General features: G+C 66.6%; 17 protein-coding genes and 1 pseudogene. 13 read left to right on the top strand and 5 right to left on the bottom strand.

What is annotated here, in order from left to right:
- The 4 genes and pseudogenes from AC4GY7_RS18035 to AC4GY7_RS18020 all read left to right on the top strand — a co-directional run.
- Positions 1–102, top strand: a pseudogene (locus tag AC4GY7_RS18035) (IS5/IS1182 family transposase); the annotation flags it as partial.
- Between the two features lie 194 nt (positions 103–296).
- The gene (locus AC4GY7_RS18030) at positions 297–1,400 is read left to right on the top strand and encodes an amidohydrolase family protein (protein WP_491116597.1); all 1,104 of its coding nucleotides are present in this window, start codon (positions 297–299) and stop codon (positions 1,398–1,400) included.
- A 55-nt stretch (positions 1,401–1,455) separates the two neighbouring features.
- Positions 1,456–3,768 (top strand): glycoside hydrolase family 3 N-terminal domain-containing protein, encoded by a 2,313-nt coding sequence (locus AC4GY7_RS18025; protein WP_491116595.1) that lies wholly within the window; start codon positions 1,456–1,458, stop codon positions 3,766–3,768.
- Between the two features lie 269 nt (positions 3,769–4,037).
- Entirely contained in the window at positions 4,038–6,815 is a 2,778-nt protein-coding gene (locus tag AC4GY7_RS18020; RefSeq protein WP_491116593.1) for a TonB-dependent receptor plug domain-containing protein, read from the top strand.
- Between the two features lie 288 nt (positions 6,816–7,103).
- Here AC4GY7_RS18020 and AC4GY7_RS18015 read toward each other — a convergent pair whose 3' ends face one another.
- From AC4GY7_RS18015 to AC4GY7_RS18005, 3 genes are all read right to left on the bottom strand, one after another.
- Positions 7,104–7,934 (bottom strand): 23S rRNA (adenine(2030)-N(6))-methyltransferase RlmJ, encoded by an 831-nt coding sequence (locus AC4GY7_RS18015; RefSeq protein WP_491116591.1) that lies wholly within the window; start codon positions 7,932–7,934, stop codon positions 7,104–7,106.
- 112 nt (positions 7,935–8,046) lie between these two features.
- Positions 8,047–8,628, bottom strand: a complete 582-nt coding sequence (locus AC4GY7_RS18010; RefSeq protein WP_491116589.1) for a pseudouridine synthase — start codon at positions 8,626–8,628, stop codon at positions 8,047–8,049.
- Between the two features lie 163 nt (positions 8,629–8,791).
- Positions 8,792–9,931 (bottom strand): M48 family metalloprotease, encoded by a 1,140-nt coding sequence (locus tag AC4GY7_RS18005; protein WP_491116587.1) that lies wholly within the window; start codon positions 9,929–9,931, stop codon positions 8,792–8,794.
- 669 nt (positions 9,932–10,600) lie between these two features.
- Between AC4GY7_RS18005 and AC4GY7_RS18000 the strand changes: the two genes are divergently transcribed.
- A complete protein-coding gene (locus AC4GY7_RS18000) occupies positions 10,601–10,726 on the top strand; it encodes an entericidin A/B family lipoprotein (protein WP_491116585.1) in 126 nt (41 codons plus the stop codon).
- Positions 10,727–10,781: 55 nt separating this feature from the next.
- On the opposite strand, the gene AC4GY7_RS17995 is transcribed toward AC4GY7_RS18000, so the two are convergent.
- Positions 10,782–11,141 (bottom strand): hypothetical protein, encoded by a 360-nt coding sequence (locus AC4GY7_RS17995; RefSeq protein WP_491116583.1) that lies wholly within the window; start codon positions 11,139–11,141, stop codon positions 10,782–10,784.
- 108 nt (positions 11,142–11,249) lie between these two features.
- On the opposite strand from AC4GY7_RS17995, the gene AC4GY7_RS17990 reads away from it, so the two are divergent.
- Positions 11,250–11,585, top strand: coding sequence for a hypothetical protein (locus tag AC4GY7_RS17990; protein WP_491116581.1), 336 nt, complete (start codon positions 11,250–11,252; stop codon positions 11,583–11,585).
- 177 nt (positions 11,586–11,762) lie between these two features.
- Here AC4GY7_RS17990 and AC4GY7_RS17985 read toward each other — a convergent pair whose 3' ends face one another.
- On the bottom strand, positions 11,763–12,764 hold the full coding sequence (locus AC4GY7_RS17985) for a LacI family DNA-binding transcriptional regulator (RefSeq protein ID WP_491116580.1): 1,002 nt from the start codon (positions 12,762–12,764) through the stop codon (positions 11,763–11,765).
- 124 nt (positions 12,765–12,888) lie between these two features.
- On the opposite strand from AC4GY7_RS17985, the gene AC4GY7_RS17980 reads away from it, so the two are divergent.
- The 7 genes from AC4GY7_RS17980 (at position 12,889) to AC4GY7_RS17950 (ending at position 19,976) form a co-directional block, all read left to right on the top strand.
- Positions 12,889–14,127, top strand: coding sequence for an MFS transporter (locus tag AC4GY7_RS17980; RefSeq protein ID WP_491116578.1), 1,239 nt, complete (start codon positions 12,889–12,891; stop codon positions 14,125–14,127).
- A gap of 56 nt (positions 14,128–14,183) precedes the next feature.
- Positions 14,184–15,236: a sugar phosphate isomerase/epimerase family protein gene (locus AC4GY7_RS17975; RefSeq protein ID WP_491116576.1), complete on the top strand. Its 1,053-nt coding sequence runs from the start codon at positions 14,184–14,186 to the stop codon at positions 15,234–15,236.
- Positions 15,236–16,423: a Gfo/Idh/MocA family protein gene (locus AC4GY7_RS17970; RefSeq protein ID WP_491116574.1), complete on the top strand. Its 1,188-nt coding sequence runs from the start codon at positions 15,236–15,238 to the stop codon at positions 16,421–16,423. The genes AC4GY7_RS17975 and AC4GY7_RS17970 overlap by 1 nt, the downstream gene beginning before the upstream one ends.
- 370 nt (positions 16,424–16,793) lie before the next feature.
- Positions 16,794–17,741, top strand: coding sequence for a hydroxypyruvate isomerase family protein (locus AC4GY7_RS17965; protein ID WP_491116572.1), 948 nt, complete (start codon positions 16,794–16,796; stop codon positions 17,739–17,741).
- Entirely contained in the window at positions 17,738–18,571 is an 834-nt protein-coding gene (locus AC4GY7_RS17960; protein ID WP_491116570.1) for a 3-keto-disaccharide hydrolase, read from the top strand. The genes AC4GY7_RS17965 and AC4GY7_RS17960 overlap by 4 nt, the downstream gene beginning before the upstream one ends.
- Positions 18,571–19,137 carry a gluconate 2-dehydrogenase subunit 3 family protein gene (locus AC4GY7_RS17955; protein ID WP_491116599.1) on the top strand — a complete coding sequence of 189 codons (567 nt, stop codon included), beginning with the start codon at positions 18,571–18,573 and terminating at the stop codon, positions 19,135–19,137. The genes AC4GY7_RS17960 and AC4GY7_RS17955 overlap by 1 nt, the downstream gene beginning before the upstream one ends.
- Positions 19,134–19,976: a sugar phosphate isomerase/epimerase family protein gene (locus AC4GY7_RS17950; protein WP_491116568.1), complete on the top strand. Its 843-nt coding sequence runs from the start codon at positions 19,134–19,136 to the stop codon at positions 19,974–19,976. Before AC4GY7_RS17955 ends, AC4GY7_RS17950 begins: the two co-directional genes overlap by 4 nt.
- Positions 19,977–20,093 lie beyond the last annotated feature (117 nt).

The raw sequence follows: 20,093 nt of genomic DNA, 5'->3' as shown, positions 1-20,093 counted from the left end.
CGCCTCAAAGACTGGCGCCGGGTTGCTACCCGCTACGATCGATGCCCGACCGCCTTCCTCTCCGCTATTGCCCTCGCTGCCACCGTCATCTTCTGGCTGTGATCAACGAGTCCTGACCCTATGTCTCGAACATCGGGGGGTCGCGGATCGCCTCCGCGATCGCGGGTCTCGCGGCTCAGCCGGGTTCGGCTTACGCCTTCGCCACCGCGTACAGCCCCCAGGCGGTTCGCCAGGTGGGTCTCCAGGCATCGGTCGAGTTCTGATCGCATGATCGTCCTCTCGGGAGGAGCGCGGGCGTGAGGGTCAGCCGTCGCGACGCCATCGGCGGTGCTGCCGCAGCGATGCTCGTCGCGGCAGCACCGCCGACCGCAAGGACCTACCGGCGGATCGCCTGCGAAGAAGGCTATCTCAGCCCGGACCTGTTGGCGGCGAACGCGCGTGTGACCGTACCCGGCGTTCCCCTGATCACGCGGTTCGGGCCGGCAGCCGACCTGGCGGCCCGGCTGGTCGACGTGGGCGAGGGGCGCATCGCGGCGATGGATCGCGACGGCGTCGACATGCAGCTGCTGTTGCTGTCCTCGCCCGGCGTGCAGGTGTTCCCGGCGGCGGAGGCGACCGCATTGGCCCGGAATGCCAACGACTTCGTGGCGGCGGCATGCCGCAACTATCCTGATCGTCTGGCTGCTCTGGCCGCGTTCGCACCTCAGGATCCGAAAGCGGCGGCGTACGAACTCGAACGCGGCGTACGGGCGCTGGGGCTGAAGGGCGGCATCGTCAACTCGCATACCGCCAATGCCTATCTGGACGGCCCGTCGTTCTGGCCGATGTTCGAGGCTGCCGAAGCGCTAGACGTGCCCCTCTACATCCATCCGCGCGAGCCGGCCGGCGCGATGCGCGAGGTGCTTGCCGGCCCGCTGACCGGCGGGGCGGCATGGGCCTATGGCGTCGAGGTCGGTACCCATCTGCTCAAGCTGATGCAGGCCGGCGTGTTCGACCGCTTTCCCAAGCTGAAGATCGTCGTCGGGCATATGGGCGAGGGTCTGCCGTTCTGGATGTCGCGACTGGACAACCGGTGGCAGGAGCAGCAGGGCCGGATGCAGGCGGCGGGTCAAACGGTCCCGATGAAGCGCCTGCCGTCGGACTATCTGCGATCCAACGTCTGGGTGACCACGAGCGGCATGAACGACTGGCTGCCACTGCGACTGACGATCGAGGCGCTGGGAGCGGACCGGGTGCTTTACGCCACCGACTACCCCTTCGAACGGCAGGGGGATGCGATCGCCGCCGTCGAACGGATGCCCCTCTCGATCGCGGCCAGGACCGTCCTGTTCCAAACGAACGCGGAGCGCCTGTTCGGGCTGAGCCGGGCGGGTTCGGCCACGAGCCGGCAAGGGTCGTGAGGGGCGGTGGCTTTGCCGGAACTGCCTTTCACTCGCCGCGGAGGGTATCGCTGCCATGACTGATCGTGAGGACATTACCACTGTGAAGACGTTCGGTTCGACACGGCGCGACCTGTTGCTCGGCACCGCATGCGTTGTCGCCGCCGGTGTCCTGCCCGGCCGGAGCGCGGCCATGACGGCGGCCGGCAGCCGGCGTATCGACGATCTTCTGGCGCGGATGACGGTGGAGGAGAAGATCGGCCAGCTGACGCTCTATCCCGATGACGTCCGGCCCACGCCGCGGCCGATCAATCCCGACATCAATGCGCAGGCAGCCGCACGCGACCGTGCCGCGTTCCAGATGGCGGAGATCAGGGCAGGGCGCGTGGGTTCGCTGCTGGGCGGCACCGGGGTCGCGCTCGGCCGGCGGCTGCAGGAGGCGGCGTTGCAGTCGCGGCTCCGCATCCCGCTGATGTTCGGTGCGGACGTGCTGCACGGATTGCGCACCATCTTTCCTATTCCGCTGGGTCTCGCAGCCAGTTTCGAGCCGGACCTGGCCGAGGGAACCGCCCGCGCGGCAGCCGAAGAGATGACGGCGGTCGGCGTGCATTGGACCTATGCGCCGATGGTGGACGTGGCCCGCGACCAGCGCTGGGGCCGGGTGGCGGAGGGATCGGGCGAGGATCCGTATCTCGCATCGCGCTTCGCCGCCGCTTACGTGCGCGGTTTCCAGGGCAAGGATCTCGCCGATCCCCGCAGCGTCGCCGCCTGCCCCAAGCATTTCGCCGGCTATGGCGCGGTGCTGGGGGGCAAGGAGTATAACGTCACCGACCTGACCGAGCGGGCGTTGCGGCAGATCCACTTGCCGCCGTTCCAGGCGGCGTTCGATGCGGGCGCGCTGACGACGATGGCGGCGTTCAACGACGTGGATGGCGTGCCGGCATCGGGCAACCGGCATCTGCTGACCGACATCCTGCGCGGCGACATGGGGTTCCGCGGCTTCGTGGTGTCCGATGCCGGGTCGGCGGAGGAACTGGTCCAGCACGGTGTCGCGGCCGATGAACGCGAGGCCGCGGCGCTGGCGTTCGACGCGGGTCTCGACGTCAACATGGGCGGTGGATTGTTCAAGCGCGAACTGCCGCCGCTGGTCGCCTCCGGCGCGGTGTCCGTCGCGCGGCTTGACGAGGCGGTTCGGCGCGTGCTGCTGGTCAAGGAGGCGCTCGGCCTGTTCGAGGACCCGTACCGCTCGCTCGATCCCACGCGCGAACGCACCGGCATCCGCACGCCTGCCGCCCTCGTGCTCGCTCGCCGCGCCGCGCAACGATCCGCCGTCCTCCTGAAGAACGAGCGCGACGTGCTGCCGCTGCGGCGGGGAGCGAAGGTCGCGCTGGTCGGGCCGCTCGGCGATGATCCGGCGCAACTCGACGGGGCATGGGCGCCGTGGGCCAGGGTGGGCGAGGGGGTGACCCTGGCGCGAGGGTTGCGCGAGGCCATCGGCGATGATCGCCTGATCGTCGCCAAGGGAGCGGAGGTCGACGGCGCGATCCCCGGCGGGATCGAGGCTGCCGTCGCAGCAGCACGCGCCGCCGACGTGGTGGTCGCCGCGATCGGCGAGGCGCAGGCGATGTCGGGCGAGGCCCGCTCGCGCAGCGACATCACCATACCGGCGGCGCAGGTCGCGCTGGTCGAGGCGCTGCGTGGAACCGGCAAGCCGATCGTCGTCATGCTGTCGACCGGCCGCGCCCTCGCCCTGGCGCCAGCAGTTAAGGCCGCCGATGCGCTGCTCGTCGGCTGGTTCCTGGGCTCGGAAGGGGGGCGGGCGCTCGCCGACCTGCTGACCGGCAGGGCCATGCCGTCGGGCCGGCTGCCGGTCAGCTTCCCCCATGCGACCGGCCAGCAGCCGCTGTTCTACAACCATCCTTCCACCGGGCGGCCGCCGGTGCCGGGCGAGCCGCTGTTCTTCAAGTCGGCCTATATCGACACGGAACAGGGCGCGGCCTATCCGTTCGGCCATGGCCTGACCTATTCGACGATCGCCTATGACGCACCGCGCGCCTCGGCGGCGCAGATGGCCTGGGACGGATCGATCACCCTGTCCGCGATGGTCCGCAACACCGGTACGCGCACCGCCGAAGAGGTGGTGCAGCTCTACCTCCACGACGTGAGCGCCAGCGTGACGCGCCCGGTGCGCGAGCTGAAGGACTTCCGCAAGGTGCGGCTGGCCCCCGGCGAGGCCAGGCAGGTGACGTTCGAGCTGCGCCGCGACTCGCTGGCATTCGTCGGCAGCGACCTGACATGGCGGGCCGAGCCAGGCGCCTTCCTCGCCTGGATCGCGCCGTCATCGGCAGCCGGCGAGCCGGTGCGCTTCACCCTGGCGGCGGCGTCGTGATGCGTCGGGCGCCGCCGTATCGCGCATCTTCGTATGGCGAGCTAACGCACCCATAGGAAGCTATCCTTCGGTCACGCCTGCAAGGGTCCTGGTCGGCGTCTTCGCTCCACCACGGTCGGCCGATGAACCGCACATCCGCTGTGGCGCGGCTGCCACAGCGGTGTGTCAAAGGCGCGCGCCCTGCCGACCGTGGCTTGCTTGCAGGCGATGACGACATATTGTGTCGCGCAGCGAAGAGGCGAAAATGCCCTTCGCAACAGGGGAAATTCATGACGCGTAGAAAGTTGCTCGCCGGGCTGTCGATGTCCGCGTCCATGCTGGGGTTCGCCGCACCGGTTGCAGCGCAGGCGATCCAGTCTGCTCCGAGCCAGGAAGCCGCCGTCGACACGCAGGCCACAAGCGATGCCGAAGCGGGAGATCAGATCGTCGTGATCGGCAGTCGCGCGCCCAATCGGACGGTTGCCGACAGCCCGGTACCGATCGACGTCATTTCCTCGAGCGCGCTGCAGAATTCCGGGTCGGGCGAACTGAACAAGGCGCTCAACCAGCTCGTGCCGTCGTTCAATTTCCCGCAGCCCTCGATCGCCGATGGTTCGGACGTGACCCGCCCCGCCACCCTGCGCGGTCTCAATCCGGACCAGACGCTGGTCCTCGTCAACGGCAAGCGCCGGCACGTCTCGGCGCTGCTCAACATCAACGGAACGGTCGGGCGCGGCGCCGCTGCGGTCGACATGAACATGATCCCCGCGCTGGCGATCGAGCGGATCGAGGTGCTGCGCGACGGCGCCTCTTCGCAATATGGGTCGGACGCGATCGCCGGCGTCATCAACGTGCAGCTCAAGACCGCATCCTCGGGCGGGCGGGCGCAGGTGAGCTACGGCAAATATGTGACGACGCTGGATGGTGTCGCCAATTTCGACGGGCTGCTGGGCGGCCAGCCGGCGCTCGACGCCACCGATCCGCGCTATCTGCAGGCGGCGAGCTCCGGCGAACGCAAGGCCCGTGACGGTGCGATGCTGACCTATGGCGTCAACGTCGGCCTGCCGGTCGGCGACGGCGGCTATTTCAACTTCACCGGCGAATATCGCGATCGCAACTTCACCAACCGCCAGGGTTACGACCTCCGGCCCAATTACATCCGGCCGACGTCGACGACGTTCGATCCCCGTGAAGCGGGCTTCAACCGCCTCGACTTCCGCTATGGCGATGCGAAGACGGAGGATTTCAACTTCCTCATCAACACCGGCGTGCCCTTGGGAAATGCCGAGTTCTACGGCTTCTTCACCTATGGCCATCGCGACGGCCTGTCGGCGGCGAACTTCCGCCAGCAATCGGCGGCGACCAATCGCGACTTCTCGACGATCGCACCGGGAGCTACTCCTAACAACGCCAATTTTGTCGGCCTGACGCCGGACGGATACCTGCCGAAGATCCAGTCCAACATCGACGACGTGTCGGCGACCAGCGGCATCCGCGCCGAACTGGCAGGCTTCAAGGGCGACTTTTCGCTGGGCTTCGGCCGCAACGAGCTGAATTACCGGACCGAGGACAGCGTCAACGTCTCGTTCGGCCCGCAGAGCCAACGTTCGTTCGACGCAGGCGGGCTCGCCTTCTCTCAGATCCTCGCCAATGCCGATCTGTCGCGGCAGTTCGATCTCGGCCTCGCCGGGCCGCTCTCCTTCGCGTTCGGTGGCGAATATAGACATGAGATCTATCAGATCCGGCCGGGCGATCCGCAGTCCTACCAGACGGGGCCGTTCTTCCAGGCCGCACGGGCGACCACGGACACGAACTGCACCGCGCTCGGCGGCGTTTACGCTGCGGGTATCTGTTCCTTCCCGGGTCGTGCGGCAGCGGCGGGCGCGCAGGGCTTCGGCGGCCTACCGGCGTCGGCACGCACCAACGTCGATCGCGACAGCTTCGCCGGCTACATCGAATTCGATGCCGACCTGTTCACCGGCCTCACCGCCACTGCGGCGGGCCGCTACGAGCATTACAGCGACTTCGGCGACACGCTCAACGGCAAGCTCGCGCTGCGGTATGAACTGGCTCAGGGGTTCGCGCTGCGCGGATCGGTTTCGAACGGCTTCCGTGCGCCTTCGCTCCACCAGCAGTTCTTCACCACCACCTCGACCAACTTCCTGGCCGGCGTGCCGGTCGACGTCTCGACGGTCGCGGTGAGCAGCCCGGTGGCGCGCGCGCTCGGATCGAAGCCGCTCGATCCGGAAAAGTCGCTCAACCTGTCGGGCGGCGCGACGCTCAACCCGTTCCGCAATCTCAACGTCACGGTCGATTACTTCCACATCAAGATCAAGGACCGCGTCGTGCTGTCGGAGAACCTGGGTGCGGCAGGCGTCGGCACGGCGGCGCAGAATGCGGCGGTGCAGGCGGTGTTGCAGGCCAACGGCTTCAGCAACGTCGGCGCGGCGCGCTTCTTCATCAACGGCCTCGACACGACGACGCAGGGGATCGATGCCGTCGCGACCTATCGCGCCAACCTGGGCGGGCTCGGCGCGTGGAATTTCTCTGCCGCCTACAACTATACCAAGAACCAGATCGACAAGCGGCTCAACAACCTGGGGCCGCTCGCGCAGATCCCGGGGCTGGTGCTGTTCGGCCGGGTCGAGGGCATTCGCTTCGAACGCGGGCAGCCGCGTACCAAGGTGGTGCTGGCGACCGACGGCAAGATCGCCGGCGTCGGCGTATCGGCCCGCACCACGCGCTACGGTTTGGTGATCTCGCCCGAAACCACTGCACCGCTCGGCGCCAATGCGCTGAGCCTCACCGCGCTGGGGCCGGACGACCAGGTTCTGCGCCCGAAGTGGATCACCGATTTTTCGCTGAGCTACGAACTGCAGGGCGTGCAACTGACGCTGGGCGTCGACAATGCCTTCGACGTCTATCCCGATCGCCGTCCGTATGGCCTGCGCCCGGCGAGCGTCGGCGGCAGCTATCCGGCGACGTATCAATTCCTGCCGTACAGCAATTTCTCGCCGTTCGGTTTCAACGGCCGCTTCCTGTACGCCAAGGCCGCGGTGAACTTCTGACGGTGGGGGCGGGGGGCGCTGCTCCCCGCGCCTGAAACATTCGCGCAGAAGCCCGATCGGCGAAGCGATGGCTTCTGCTTGTCGAACTGACCGGACAAACGTCGGTCGACAATGCCCGTATTACGGGCGGGGAGGGCGACCTTCCGTGTGCTCCGGTTCCTGTGCGAGAGGGCGTGCGCGATATGGTGGATGGTGACGCCGCTGTGGAACATGGTCACCGCTGCTCAGACGCAGCAGGTGCGGACACTGCTGGCTTTCGGCCCCGCTCCCGTACCGATAGGCTCATCGTCAACCGTGCAACCATTCCCCTGTGATCTCGCCCCGATGTCCATCGGGCGCCAACGTATTGCGGAGGGCTTCCAGCAGAGGTGGCAGCGCCTGGGTAAAGGCATAAGGCGGATTGACGATGAAAAGGCCCGCGCCGTTATAGATGCCGGGCCGATCGGCATCATACAGCCAATGCTCCACCGACAGGAACTTCGGGATGCCGAGCCTGCGCAAATTGCCCTTCCACTGCTGATGCGTGGTGCGGTCCTTCAGGGGATACCAGATGACCGTCACGCCATGCGCCCATTTGCGGTGAGCCGTGGCAAGGGTCGTTACTATGCGGGCGCGTTCGTCGGTCTGTTCGTACGGCGGGTCGACCACCACCATTCCGCGCGCCGTGCGGGTCGGGAGCATCGCCAGCCACAGTTCATAGGCATCGCGCTCATGCACGGCAGCCGGCGTGCCGCGCATCGCGCCGCGTAGCGCGTGCGCGTCCTCGGGGTGCTTTTCATTGAGGATCAGCACGTCCTGCGCGCGCAGGAGCTGCGCCAGGAAGCGCGGCGAGCCGGGGTAGAGGCGCGGCTCTGCCCCGGCGTTCACCGCCTGCACCGCGGCGCGATAATCGTCCAGCAACGGGTTCGGGTCGGCAAAGGCTCGCAGCACGCCGTGTGAGGCCTCGCCGGTGCGCTGGGCCTGCTCGCCGCCGAGGTCGTAGAGTCCGCAGCCGGCATGGGTGTCGATCAGGGTCAGCGCGCCGGGTTTTTGCTGCAAAGCCCGGACGAGCGCGATCAGCAGGCTGTGTTTCACGACATCGGCGCTGTTGCCGGCGTGGAAGGAATGGCGATAATTCATGAGAACCGAAACTCTGCCGATGTGCCTGTTTGCGAGCCACGCGGCGGGAATGGCGATCTCGCGACGATTGAAGGCTGCAACGCGGACATCCGTAGGAGCCGGACGGCAGGCGTCAACGCCCCTCTGAGCGGCTGGTAAACGCGCCCGGTCCGAAAACCTCCTCGAACTCGCCCGGCGCGATCCCGGCGACGGACCAGTCGCCGATCGACCAGCGGACCAGCCGGAGCGTGGGCAACCCGACCGCCGCCGTCATACGGCGCACCTGCCGGTTTCGCCCTTCGCGAATGGTGATTTCGAGCCAGCTGTCGGGAATGAACCTGCGCTCGCGGATCGGCGGATCGCGGGGCCAAAGGTCTGGCGCGTCGATGCGCACCACATCGGCCGGCAGGGTCATGCCGTCCTTGAGCCGGACACCGCGCCGCAAGCGCTCCAGTTCCGGCTCCTGCGCATCGCCTTCGACCTGCACGCGGTATGTCTTGGGCATCTTGAAGCGAGGATCGGCGATGCGCGCCTGCAACCGCCCGTCGTCGCATAACAGCAGCAGGCCCTCGCTGTCCCGATCGAGCCTCCCGGCGGGATAGACGCCCTTCACCGCGATGAAGTCCGACAAGGTAGACCGGGTCGTTGGCGAACCGCGGTCGGTGAATTGCGACAGGACTCCGAAAGGTTTGTTGAACAGGAGCAGCCGGGCCATCCTGCGCTTATATCGTTCGGCCGCGGCCCTGTCTTCCGGCGGATACTGACGGCGGGCGGGTCGCGACCGCCGGTTCCGCTCGGAAGCGATACGGCCCGATCCCATTCAGCGCGAAGGTCGGGGCGTTCGCATCATCGCCTGGCGACAGGCGCAGCTTGGGACGTCATGCGGCGACGACCAGTTTGACGAGCGACCCGGGCCTCAACGGCTGATCCGCGGATAGGCCATTCATGTTCAGGAAACGATCGCGTTTGCTGTCGGTCACCGCCATCCGCTGACTGAGCGTGTCGATCGTGTCTTTCGGCCCCACGGTGACGATCCGGATGACCTTGCGACCTTGTTTGGGGTCGCCGTACGGCAGGCCCTCGAGCATGCGGATGAACGCTGTGTCCTGCGCGATCGCGACTTCGGGCTTGCCCGTCGCCTTGGCGAGCGCCACCGCGCGCTGGACGCGATCGGCTCCGTTAGGATGGGTCGATGCCCAGGTTGGGAGGGACCGGGCGCTGCCGCTCGCTTGTGCCGTCAGCCCGGTGGATTCGTCGAGGGCGGCAAGGATATCTGCCGAGGCGTAGGGCGAATATCCCGCTGCTGTGATGTAGCGGACACCCAGAGCGTCAGCCTGATATTCCTGATCGCGCCCGTATTTCAGCGTGTAAAGCTGCGCGCCCGTGCCGACGAAGCGGGTGGCGAGATCGCTCTTGGTGGCGAGGCTGACGCCACGGGTCAGCAGTCCGCCGATCGTCGCCCGCGTGTTGCGCGAGGCGGCGTGACGGGCGGCGACATGGCCCACCTCATGCCCCATCACCGAAGCGAGTTCGGCCTCTGACGTCATCAGCGCCAGCAACTGACGGGTGACATAGATGTAGCCGCCGGGGATGGCGAATGCGTTCTCCACCGGCGAATCGAGCAAGGTGACGGTGAAGTCGCTTCCGGCGTTCGACAGGCCGGACTGGACGGCGACGCGCTTGCCGACGCGTTCGACGAACGCCGCCTGTGGTCCCGTATACGCGCCGCCGAATTCGGCGAGCAGTTGCGGGTGCGCCGCGCCGCCTTGTGCCTTGTCATTCGGCGAGATCGAGCGAACTCCTGTCTGTGCCGTGACCGCCGGGACCGGCGCCAGCAGGATTGCACTGGCTGACACGATGGCGATGCTATGGCGGATCATGAAGCTCTCCCGGTGGAGACGATACAAAGCGATGGCCGTGCAGTTGTTCCTGATGCGTATCGATGATGCTCGCCGATGAATGACGTTTTTGACACGTGATGCAGATCCGCACGGCCATCGACCGGCGCGATGAAGCATCGCATGCGGCCCCTTCCGCAGCAGTCGTGTCGTCTAGCGTCGGTATGGCTGTCGCGATCGCAGTCAACCAAGTTTGATAATCCATCGTCGCAGATAGCTCGGGCTCGTTCGGCACCACCGCCTAAAGACCCCTACCGGCAATTAGGCCGGTTCCTTCATCGCCGTGGCGCCGGGCGTCCTCGGCGTTGGTGCCGCTGCACCGATCGCGATCCTCTCCGGCCTCACGGGGCCCGTGATCGACTATCTGCAAGGACGCGGATATGCCACCTCATAGTCTGGCCACACCTTCGGCATCAGCCCGTATCTCGGCGCGATCTATCTGCCGTCCAATTACCAGTCGAACGCGCAGATCGCCGGCCGTCCGACGTACTAGGACGTGACGCTCGCCTCGCTGGGGCTCAGCGCGGGGCATTGCGTCTTCCCCTATGCCGCTGTCCGGTGACGCTGAACATCGCAGCAGGCGCAGTTTCAGAGCCTGCGATGTGAGGGATGATGATCCTTGGCGTCCTTGGCCTCGCTATGCTTCGCCGTCATAGGGTCAATACAAACATCGGCAACCCGCCGCCAGCCGCTCTGAGTGTCGACGGCAGTTTCTGCGTACCGGACCCGCCGCATTTCTTTAAGCAACAAATGCACGAAGGGGTATCTGCATGACACAGAAAAATCGGATTGGCCATCGCGCTGGCCGCCGTCGTCGCGCTGAGCGCGTGCAACATGGTCGATGGCGCCGGCAAGGATTTGGAGTCGGCGGGTACGGCGATATCGAACGCCTCGGGCGAGAACGGGAAGAAGTGAAGGACGGTACGGTGCGCCGGCAGCGATCGGCGCTACGTGCCGCGCATCGAGTTCCTCATTGATGGCGAAGGGTGTTCGCAAATCCGTCGTTCGCCTTCGTCATTCTGGCTAGCTTGCGCAGGTACGTCCGGACGTATCGTTCAAACCGCACATCGTCATGGAGGCCGGTCGCAGGATATTCGTCCTGTCGGATCAATTCCTTGAGGCGCGCGGCGAGCGCCGCCTGATCGTTCGTGCAGTCGTCGTTCCTCAGCGCGCGGCACGCCCATTCCTCGGCAGCGGCCTTGTCGAAATCGTCTCGCGCTTCATAGCCGCGCCTGTCGGCCGCCGCCTGGTCCAGCCGTGATGCCTCGTATCGGCGCTCCAACCACGTGCGGACCAATGCCGCGTCCCAGGGTTTCGTCGGATCCGTCATCTTTTTTCTCGATCGGTCCGCAGCGATCAGACCGTGTTTGCAGCTTTCCATATGATCCAGCCGATCGCTTCGCTACAGGCGGGGTGCGAGCACGGCGGTGGATGAGCGATGGCCAGACGTTCCAGATATGATCCCTACGATCATCTTCCGCAGGAAGACGAAGCGCCGGTCGAGCCGGTGTCATGCTGGCTTTGCGGCCGACCGACCGGCAAGACAATCGTCTGGCACCATACCGTGCCCAAGAGCCGCGGTGGCCGGGATGTCGTGCCGATGCATCCGATCTGCCAACAGACGCTGATGGCCAATTTCACCAATTCCGAATTGCAGCGGCACGGCATGGAGGTGGCGGGACTGCTGGATCATCCGAACGTGCGCAAGTTCGTGGATTGGGTGGCGAAAAAGGATCCCGATTTTACCGCAGCGATCACGAAGAAGCAGCGCTGATATCCGCCGTCCGCCTCCGATGAACCCGTGGCAGGGCTGGGGACCGGGCGGTGCGGCCCGATCGGCCAAGCTTGGCTCCGTCCGCTGCTGGGCGGTAAAATTTGTGCCCGCGTTGACCGTGGTCAGCCTTTGCGAGGACGAACAGCGTTGGACAGCGGCGCGCCGCGTCGGGTTCGATTATCGCCTTCGCATGGACGTACTGTCGCGGATGACCAGCTCGTGCGGAAGTGTGACTTGCCGGGCAGGCGCATGGGCACCGCGCAGGATGTCGACCAGAAGCTGTACGGCGTGGCGGCCGATGCGCGCCTTGGGCTGGGCGATCGTGGTCAGCGCAGGATAGAAGAAGCCCGCCAGCGGCAAGTCGTCGAAGCCGATGACCGACACATCATCGGGGCAGGACAGACCGTGCCGGCGGATGGCGCTCAATGCGCCGATCGCCATCTCGTCGCTGAAGCAGAAGATTGCCGTGACCCCGGCCGCGATCAGCGCGCCGGTCTGCTCGAACGCGGATTGCGCAGAATAGTCGCCCGTTCGCACCTGCATCCGGTCCGCCAGGCCATGACGTTCCGCGGCCGCCATCACGCCGGCCAGACGGTCCCTGGTCAGTGGGCTCGCCGGCGGACCGGTTATCACGCCGATGTCCTCATGACGCAGGCTGATCAGATGCTCGACCGCGTCGGCGCCGGCACCGGCATTATCGATGTGGACGCTCGGCACCCCGATATCGGGGCTGTATTCGCAGCCGTTGACGATCGGCGCGGTGGCGCCATGCTGGCCGAGCAGGGATTGCAGGCTGGAGGGGATGCGGTGGCCGAGGAAGATCAGCCCGTCCACCTCGCGTCGGGCGAGCATTTCGGCATATTGATCCTCTACCTGCGGATCGTGGCGCGTATCGCCGACCACCACGCCATACCCCGAATCGCGCGCCGCCTCCTCCGCGCCGCGGATCACGCTGGCGAAGAAGGGGTTGGAGATATCGGGCACGGTAAGCAGGATCTTGGAAGCACGCAGCGTCCGCAGCGTGCGGGCAGCGACATTGGGGCTGTAGCCCAGCGATTGCACTACCTCGAGCACGCGCAGCCGGGTATTTTCTGAAACACGTTCAGGCTGGCTCAGCACGCGTGACACGGTCGCGGTGGACACGCCCGCGCTTGCGGCCACCTCGATAATCGTCGGCATGACGTGATCCATGCGCGAGGCCGAACGCGCTGTCCAGCGATGATGATGTAATGCTTTACATCCTCTTCGGAACTGCTAGGGGAGGCGAATAGTAAGATAAATGAGAGGATGAGGGAGGGGCTGCATGGCGAGCACCGTGGAAACCAAACGGCCAGTCCCGCTTACGCTGACGTCGCGCCTGAGCGCGTTCATGTTCATGCAGTTCTTCATCTGGGGCGCGTGGAATGTCACGCTGGGGCTGGTCATGCACACCCGTGGCGTCGGCGGCCTGATCGCCAATGCCTTCTCCGTCGGTCCGATCGCCTCCATCGTTGGATCGTTCCTGCTGGGCATGGCGGCGACGCGCTATTTCAGCCCGCGTATGCTGATGGCCGTCCTCCACATCGTGGGGGGCGTGATCCTGTTCGTGCTGCCCGACCTGCTGACGCCCGCTCGCGGTGACGATTTCGTGTGGCTGCTGCTCTGCTACATGATCCTGTACATGCCGACCGTCGGGCTGGCGAACACCATCGCGCTGAAGAGCTTCGGCGATCACACCGATCGCTTCCCCCTGGTTCGCGCCTTCGGCACGATAGGCTGGATCGCGGCCGGACTCATCGTCGGCTGGGCAGGCCTGTCGGCCAGCCCCCAGATTTTCCGGGTCGCCGCGATCGTCTCGATCGCGCTCGGCGTGTACAGCGTCACGCTGCCGGCGGTGGCGGCGGATGCGCCGCAGGGCGGCGGCATCGTCCGCCAGGTGCTGTGCGTCGAAGCGTTCGGGCTGATGAGGCAGCGCTCGTTCCTGGTCTTCATGCTGTGTGCGATGCTGATCTCGATCCCGCTGGCGATGTATTACGCCTACGCATCGGCCTATATCGGCGCTGCGGGTATCGAGAATGTCGGCGGCACCATGTCGATCGGCCAGATGTCCGAATTAATCTTCATGGTTTCCATGCCGTCTTTGTATCGCCGCTTCGGCGTGAAGCCGCTGCTGCTCATCGGAATGGCTGCCTGGGCGATCCGCTATGCGTTGTTCGCGATCGGTGACGGCGGAGATACGATCTGGGCAATCTACCTGGGCGTCGCGCTCCATGGCGTATGCTACGATTTCTTCTTCGTGGCAGGCGCCATCTACACCGCGACGATCGCCAGGCCGCGGGGCGTGAACGCGCAGGCGCAAGGCATGCTGACGCTCTTCACCTACGGCATCGGCATGCTGCTGGGGTCGCAGATCGGCGGCTGGCTCTTTGCGCGGATGCCGGCAGACCCGACGATCGCCGACTGGCAAGGCATGTGGTGGGGGCCGGCGGCGGCGGCGGTGGCCATCGCCGTCCTGTTCCAGCTTACCTTCAACGACGATGGCAAGGCGGAAGCTCGGGCATGAGCGATATGGGCAAGAGCGACGCGGCTGCGAGGGATCGGCGCAAAGGAGACGGGGGCATGAAGGGCCCGGCGATCTTCCTGGCGCAGTTCATGGGCGATACCGCTCCGTTCGACACGCTGGACGGCATGGCGGAATGGGCTGCGGGCCTCGGCTATATCGGTGTCCAGATCCCGTGCGATCCCCGCCTCATCGATCTGAAGCTGGCGGCGGCGAGCAAGGATTATTGCGACGATCTGCGCGGCAGGCTGGCGAGGTTCGGCGTGGAGCCGACGGAGCTGTCCACCCATATGCAGGGGCAACTCGTCGCGGTGCACCCGGCCTATGACGCGCTGTTCGACGGCTTCGCCCCGGCCGTGCTGCGCGGCAAGCCTGCCGAGCGCCAGGCCTGGGCGGTCGATCAGGTCAAGCTGGCGGCGCGGGCGAGCGGCAATCTGGGGCTGCGGGCGCATGCGACCTTTTCCGGCGCGCTTGCCTGGCCGTATGTCTACCCCTGGCCGCAGCGTCCCGCTGGTCTGGTCGACGAGGCATTCGCCGAGCTGGCGCGCCGCTGGCGCCCGATCCTGGATGTGTTCGAGGATGCGGGTGTCGATTGCGCCTATGAGGTGCATCCGGGTGAGGACATCCATGATGGCGCGACCTGGGAACGGTTCCTGCGGGCGGTCGGCGATCACCCCCGTGCGCGCATCCTGTTCGATCCGTCGCACCATTTGTTGCAGCAGCTCGACTACCTCGACTTCATCGATCGCTATCACGATCGCATCGCCTGCTTCCATGTAAAGGATGCTGAATTCAATCCGACCGGCCGTACCGGCGTGTTCGGCGGGTATGAAAGCTGGGTGAACCGTGCCGGCCGTTTCCGGTCCCCCGGCGACGGCCAGGTGGATTTCGCAAGTATCTTCAGCAAGATGGCGCAATACGGCTATGGCGGCTGGGCCGTGCTGGAATGGGAGTGCGCGCTCAAGCGGTCGGACGATGGCGCGCGCGAAGGGGCGCCGTTCATTCGCGACCACATCATTCGGGTAACCGGGCAGGCTTTCGACGACTTTGCCGCAAGCGGCATCGATCGCGAAGCGCTGCGTGCGGTTCTCGGCCTGTCGGAGCACGGCTGATGGTGCGGCAGGCACTGCGCTTGGGCATGGTCGGCGGCGGGGAGGGCGCATTCATCGGGGCCGTCCACCGCATGGCTGCCGCCCTCGACGGCGACTGGCGACTGGCGGCGGGCGCGTTCAGTACGGACGGTGGCCGCAACGATCGCACCGGCGATCTGCTGGGCCTCGATCGGGCGCGCGTCTATCCGACGTTCGATGCGATGCTGGCGGGGGAGCGCGCGCTGCCGGCCGACCGGCGGATCGATGCGGTGGCGATCGTCACCCCCAATCACCTCCATGCCCCCATGGCCATCGCGGCACTGGAGGCCGGCTTCCACGTGCTCTGCGAAAAGCCGATGGCGATCAGCCTCGTCGAGGCCGAGGCGATCTCCGCCGCGGCCGCAGCCAGCGGCACGCGCTTCGCGCTTGCGTTCACCTACAGCGGATATCCGCTGATCGAGGAGGCACGGCTCCGCGTGGCGCGCGGCGACTTCGGCAGGATCCGGCTGATTCAGGTCGAATACCTCCAGGGCTGGCTGAGCAGGCCGATCGACGCCGCCGGCAACAGGCAGGCCGAGTGGCGCACCGATCCGGCCCGCGCCGGCCTGGCGGGTTGTCTGGGCGATATCGGCACCCATGCCTTCCACCTCGCCGAATGCGTGTCGGGCCTGCGCGCAACGTCGGTGTGCGCCGAGCTGTCGACCCACGTGCCCGGCCGCCGGCTGGACGATGACGTCAGCGCGCTGCTCCGGTTCGACGGCGGCGCCCGCGGCACGCTCAAGGCGACGCAGGTCGCCGCGGGCGAGGAGAACGGGCTCAAGCTCCGCATCCACGGCGAGGAAGGCGGCCTCGAATGGTCGCAGATCGAGCCCAACAGCTTGATCCTGCGCTGGAACGATCGCCCGGCCGAGATCGTGCGTGCCGGCGGCCCCGGCCTCGCGAGCGCCACCGTCAGCCTGCTGCGCACGCCGTCCGGCCATCCGGAGGGGTATATCGAGGCGTTCGCCAACATCTACCGGAGTTTCGCCGCCGCGATCCGCGGTTCGGACGCGCGCCGCTATCCGGGCGTCGCCGACGGGCTCCGCTCCATGCAATTCGTCGAGGCCGTCTTGGCCAATGCCGCTTCGGACCGGAAATGGACCGCGTTGACAGGCTCCGGAGGCAGCAACGGCGATGAGAACACAGGGTCGATTGTTGGGAGCGTATAGATGAAGTTGCATGTCAGCCTGAGCCTTGCGGCGGTCGTCGCGATCACGATCGCCTGTCCTTCCGCCATCGCCCAGACAGCGCCCGCCGCTCCGCCGGCCTTTGCCGCGTGCAAGGCCTGCCACACGGTTGACAAGGGTGGCCGGAACGGTATCGGCCCGAACCTCCATGGCGTCGCAGGCCGCGCCGCCGCCAGTGTTCAGGGCTTCAACTATTCGCCCGCCCTCAGGAAATCCGGCCTGCGCTGGGACGACAAGACGCTGAACGAGTTCATCGCCGCGCCATCCAAGAAGGTCCCGGGCACCCGCATGCCGATCGGCATGGCTTTCCGGCCAAGCGCGCGGCGATCATCGCCTATCTCAAGGCGCAGAAATGAGCGGGGGCGGGGGCCTCACGCTGTCACGTCGGCATATGCTGGCGGCCGGCGGCGCGGCGTCCCTGGCGCCGGTGCTGGCCCGTGCGCAGCCTGGCGGATCGAACGCGGCGCGGTTCGCCCTGCATTACGCCCCGCATGAGGGCAGCTTCGCAAGCCGCGGCGGCTTGCTGGAGCAGATCGCCTACGCCGCCGACCAGGGCTTCACCGCTTGGGAGGATAACGACGCCGGCCGCCGTCCGGTCGATCAGCAAACGGCCATGGCGGCGGCGCTGGTCCGGCGCGGCATGACCATGGGCGTGTTCGTCGCGAACGGGCTGCAATGGGCTCGGTCGCGGCCCATCCTCGGCGCGAACGAGGATGGCGACCGCGCGGCGTTCCTGGCCGATATCCGCGGGTCCATAGACACCGCCAAGCGGCTCGGCGCCCGCCACATGACGGTCGTCACCGGCTTCCTCGATGCCAGGGTTCCGGTGGAGATCCAGACCGGCCGGGTGATCGACGTGATGCGCCGTGCCGCCGACATCGTCGCACCGCACGGGCTGGTGATGGTGATGGAACCGCTCAACACCCGGACGGATCATCCCGGCATGTTCATGCAATCCGTCGCGTCGGGCTTCGCCGTCGCGCGCGGCGTGAACAGCCCGGCGGTGAAGATCCTGGCCGATCTCTACCATGAGCAGATCCAGTCCGGAAACCTCATCCCGTCGCTCGCCGCCGCCTGGAGCGAGGTCGGCTACCTCCAGTTCGGCGACAATCCCGGCCGCAAGGAACCGGGCACGGGCGAGATCAACTACGCCAACATCGTCAGGTGGCTGCGTTCGAAACGCTACACCGGCGTGATCGGCATGGAGCATGGCAATGCGGTCGCCGGTCGTGCGGGTGAGGAACGGCTGATCGCCGCGTACCGCGCGATCGACCGGCAGCCGGAAAGCGTCACGGCATGAGGCTCGCCCATATGTCGATCGACGCCGCGGCGGCCGCGGCGGCGTTGCTCGCCACACCTGTCCTCGCGCAGCAGCAGCAGCCCGGTTATCGCGACACGCCGCTGCTACCGGGCGGCAAATGGCACGTCCATGATGCCGATCGTCCCTATCCCAAGGCGGTCACCCCCGCCGCGACGCCGGCCGACGCGCCATCCGACGCGATCGTCCTGCTCGGCGCCCGCCAGACCGACGCCTGGATCGGCGAGCGCAAGGCCTGGCCGGTGGTCGATGGCGTGATGACCGTGCCGCCTCGCGCCTGGAGCGGCGGCGAGAACAATGTTCGCACCCGTCAGTCGTTCGGCGACGTCCAGTTCCACCTCGAATTCTGCTCGCCCACGCCGCCGAAGGCATCGCAGGATCGGGGCAACAGCGGCATCTGGTTCATGGACCGGTATGAGGTGCAGATCCTCGATAGCCACCGGAACCCGACCTATGCCGACGGCACGGTCGGCGCGATCTATGGCTGGAAGCCGCCGCTGGTGAACCCGTCGCGCCGCCCGGGGGAATGGCAGAGCTACGACATCGTGTTCGAACGTCCGCGCTTTGCCGCCGACGGCGCGCTGCTTCGCCCTGCCTATGTCACCGCGTTCCTGAATGGCGTGCTGGTGCAGAACCATCAGGCGATGCTCGGCACGACCGCATGGCGCGCGGTGTCGCGCTACACCGCCCATCCGGACGCGGCGCCGATCCGGCTGCAGGACCATGATGCCGCCGTCTCGTTTCGCAACATCTGGGTTCGACCGCTTGGCCAGCAAGCGGTCGCCCAGGATTTGGTCGAGGAACCCCAGTGATCATCAATCGCAGAACCGCGCTCGCCGGCGTGGTGGCCATGTTCGGTGCCGAGCTTTTCGCGCCGATCGCCCGCGCCGCCGCTGCAACCGCCACCGACCTGCCGCCGATCAGCGATGGGCCGCCGACCGCCCCCGTCTTCACCGCGGCCCAGCGGGCATCGATGACGGCGCTCAGCGAACGGGTCATCCCGACCACCGACACGCCGGGCGCGATCGCCGCCGGCGTCCCGGCCTATATCGAGAAGCTGCTGGCCGATTGGGCGCTTCCCGCCGACCGGGCGCCGATCCTCGCCGGTCTCGATGCCATCGCGGCGCGCAGCCAACAGGATTACGGGGTCGCTGCCGCCTCGGCCACGCCGGTGCAGCAGGACGCGCTGCTCACGCTGGCGATGAACGACCAGATCCCATCGGGCGGGGCCTTCTTCTGGGCGTTCCGGCAATTGGTGATCGCCGGCTATTACACGTCGGAGATCGGCATGACGCAGGAGCGCGAATATCTGCCGGTCCCCGGCGAGTATGACGGCGCTTTCCTCTACTCCCAGGTGAACAAGGTGTATTCGGCATGACAATCAGCCGCAGGGATCTGCTCGCGCGTGCCGGCGGCCTCGCCGCGCTCGGCGTATCCGGCCTGCCAATTGCCGCTGAGGCGGCGCGGATCGGCAAGGTCGGCCTTCAACTCTACACGGTGCGTGAGTTGTTCTGGAAGGAGCCGGTCGCCACGCTCGAACGGCTCGCGCGGATCGGTTATCGCGAAATCGAATATGGCGGCGGCGGGTTCGAAACCATGGACCATGCCATGCTTCGCCGCACCACCGACCGGCTGGGCCTGCGCGCCCCCTCCGTGCACGTCTCGTACGAGGCGATGCTCGCTGATGTCGAACGCAACGCGGCGATGGCCAGAACGCTCGGTGCCGACACGATCGTCGTCCCCTTCATGGGCGAAGCTCATCGTACGGCACGGGCGTGGAAGGCGGCGATGGCCAACTTCGATCGCTTCGGCCGTGAGCTGAAGGCTGAAGGGCTTGGCTTCGCCTATCACAACCATGATTTCGAATTCAGGGTGAAGCCCGCCGGCCTCAGCCTGATGGAGCATCTGGCGCAGCAGACCGATCCGTCGCTGGTGAGAATCGAGCTCGACCTATATTGGGCAATAGCGGCCGGTGAGGATGTGCCGGCCTGGATCGATCGTCTGTCCAGCCGCCTCTACGCCTTCCACGTAAAGGATCGCACCACCGACGGCCGCATGGTCGCGGTCGGCAACGGCACGGTCGATTTCGCTTCGCTGTTCAAGCTGAAGGGCGCGGCGGGCGTACGGCATTTCTATGTCGAGAACGACGAGGCGCCGGCGCCGTACCTGCCCGATGTCGCCACCAGCTTCGCCGCCGTCAGCAAGCTGCGCTTCTAGGGTCAGGACCCATTGATATGAGCGTCGCGATCTGATTCAGGCTCCGCGAGGAGACCGGGATGAGCGACCTGTTTTGGCTGACGGACGAGCAGATTGAGCGGCTGCGGCCGTTCTTTC

The sequence above is a fragment of the Sphingomonas sp. SP5 genome (genome assembly GCF_058313455.1).
Note: the sequence above shows the minus strand (reverse complement) of the source record. Positions and strands in the feature narration are given on the sequence as shown.

What these genes read in the sequence shown, in the direction of transcription:
- AC4GY7_RS17975 (WP_491116576.1), top strand. Translation starts at nt 14,184, where the DNA reads ATGAAGGGCCCGGCGATCTTCCTGGCGCAGTTCATGGGCGATACCGCT.
- AC4GY7_RS17965 (WP_491116572.1), top strand. Translation starts at nt 16,794, where the DNA reads ATGAGCGGGGGCGGGGGCCTCACGCTGTCACGTCGGCATATGCTGGCG.
- AC4GY7_RS17970 (WP_491116574.1), top strand. Translation starts at nt 15,236, where the DNA reads ATGGTGCGGCAGGCACTGCGCTTGGGCATGGTCGGCGGCGGGGAGGGC.
- AC4GY7_RS17985 (WP_491116580.1), bottom strand. Translation starts at nt 12,764, where the DNA reads ATGCCGACGATTATCGAGGTGGCCGCAAGCGCGGGCGTGTCCACCGCG.
- AC4GY7_RS17990 (WP_491116581.1), top strand. Translation starts at nt 11,250, where the DNA reads ATGGCCAGACGTTCCAGATATGATCCCTACGATCATCTTCCGCAGGAA.
- AC4GY7_RS17950 (WP_491116568.1), top strand. Translation starts at nt 19,134, where the DNA reads ATGACAATCAGCCGCAGGGATCTGCTCGCGCGTGCCGGCGGCCTCGCC.
- AC4GY7_RS18015 (WP_491116591.1), bottom strand. Translation starts at nt 7,934, where the DNA reads ATGAATTATCGCCATTCCTTCCACGCCGGCAACAGCGCCGATGTCGTG.
- AC4GY7_RS18020 (WP_491116593.1), top strand. Translation starts at nt 4,038, where the DNA reads ATGACGCGTAGAAAGTTGCTCGCCGGGCTGTCGATGTCCGCGTCCATG.
- AC4GY7_RS17980 (WP_491116578.1), top strand. Translation starts at nt 12,889, where the DNA reads ATGGCGAGCACCGTGGAAACCAAACGGCCAGTCCCGCTTACGCTGACG.
- AC4GY7_RS17995 (WP_491116583.1), bottom strand. Translation starts at nt 11,141, where the DNA reads ATGACGGATCCGACGAAACCCTGGGACGCGGCATTGGTCCGCACGTGG.
- AC4GY7_RS18010 (WP_491116589.1), bottom strand. Translation starts at nt 8,628, where the DNA reads ATGGCCCGGCTGCTCCTGTTCAACAAACCTTTCGGAGTCCTGTCGCAA.
- AC4GY7_RS17960 (WP_491116570.1), top strand. Translation starts at nt 17,738, where the DNA reads ATGAGGCTCGCCCATATGTCGATCGACGCCGCGGCGGCCGCGGCGGCG.
- AC4GY7_RS18025 (WP_491116595.1), top strand. Translation starts at nt 1,456, where the DNA reads ATGACTGATCGTGAGGACATTACCACTGTGAAGACGTTCGGTTCGACA.
- AC4GY7_RS18005 (WP_491116587.1), bottom strand. Translation starts at nt 9,931, where the DNA reads ATGCTTCATCGCGCCGGTCGATGGCCGTGCGGATCTGCATCACGTGTC.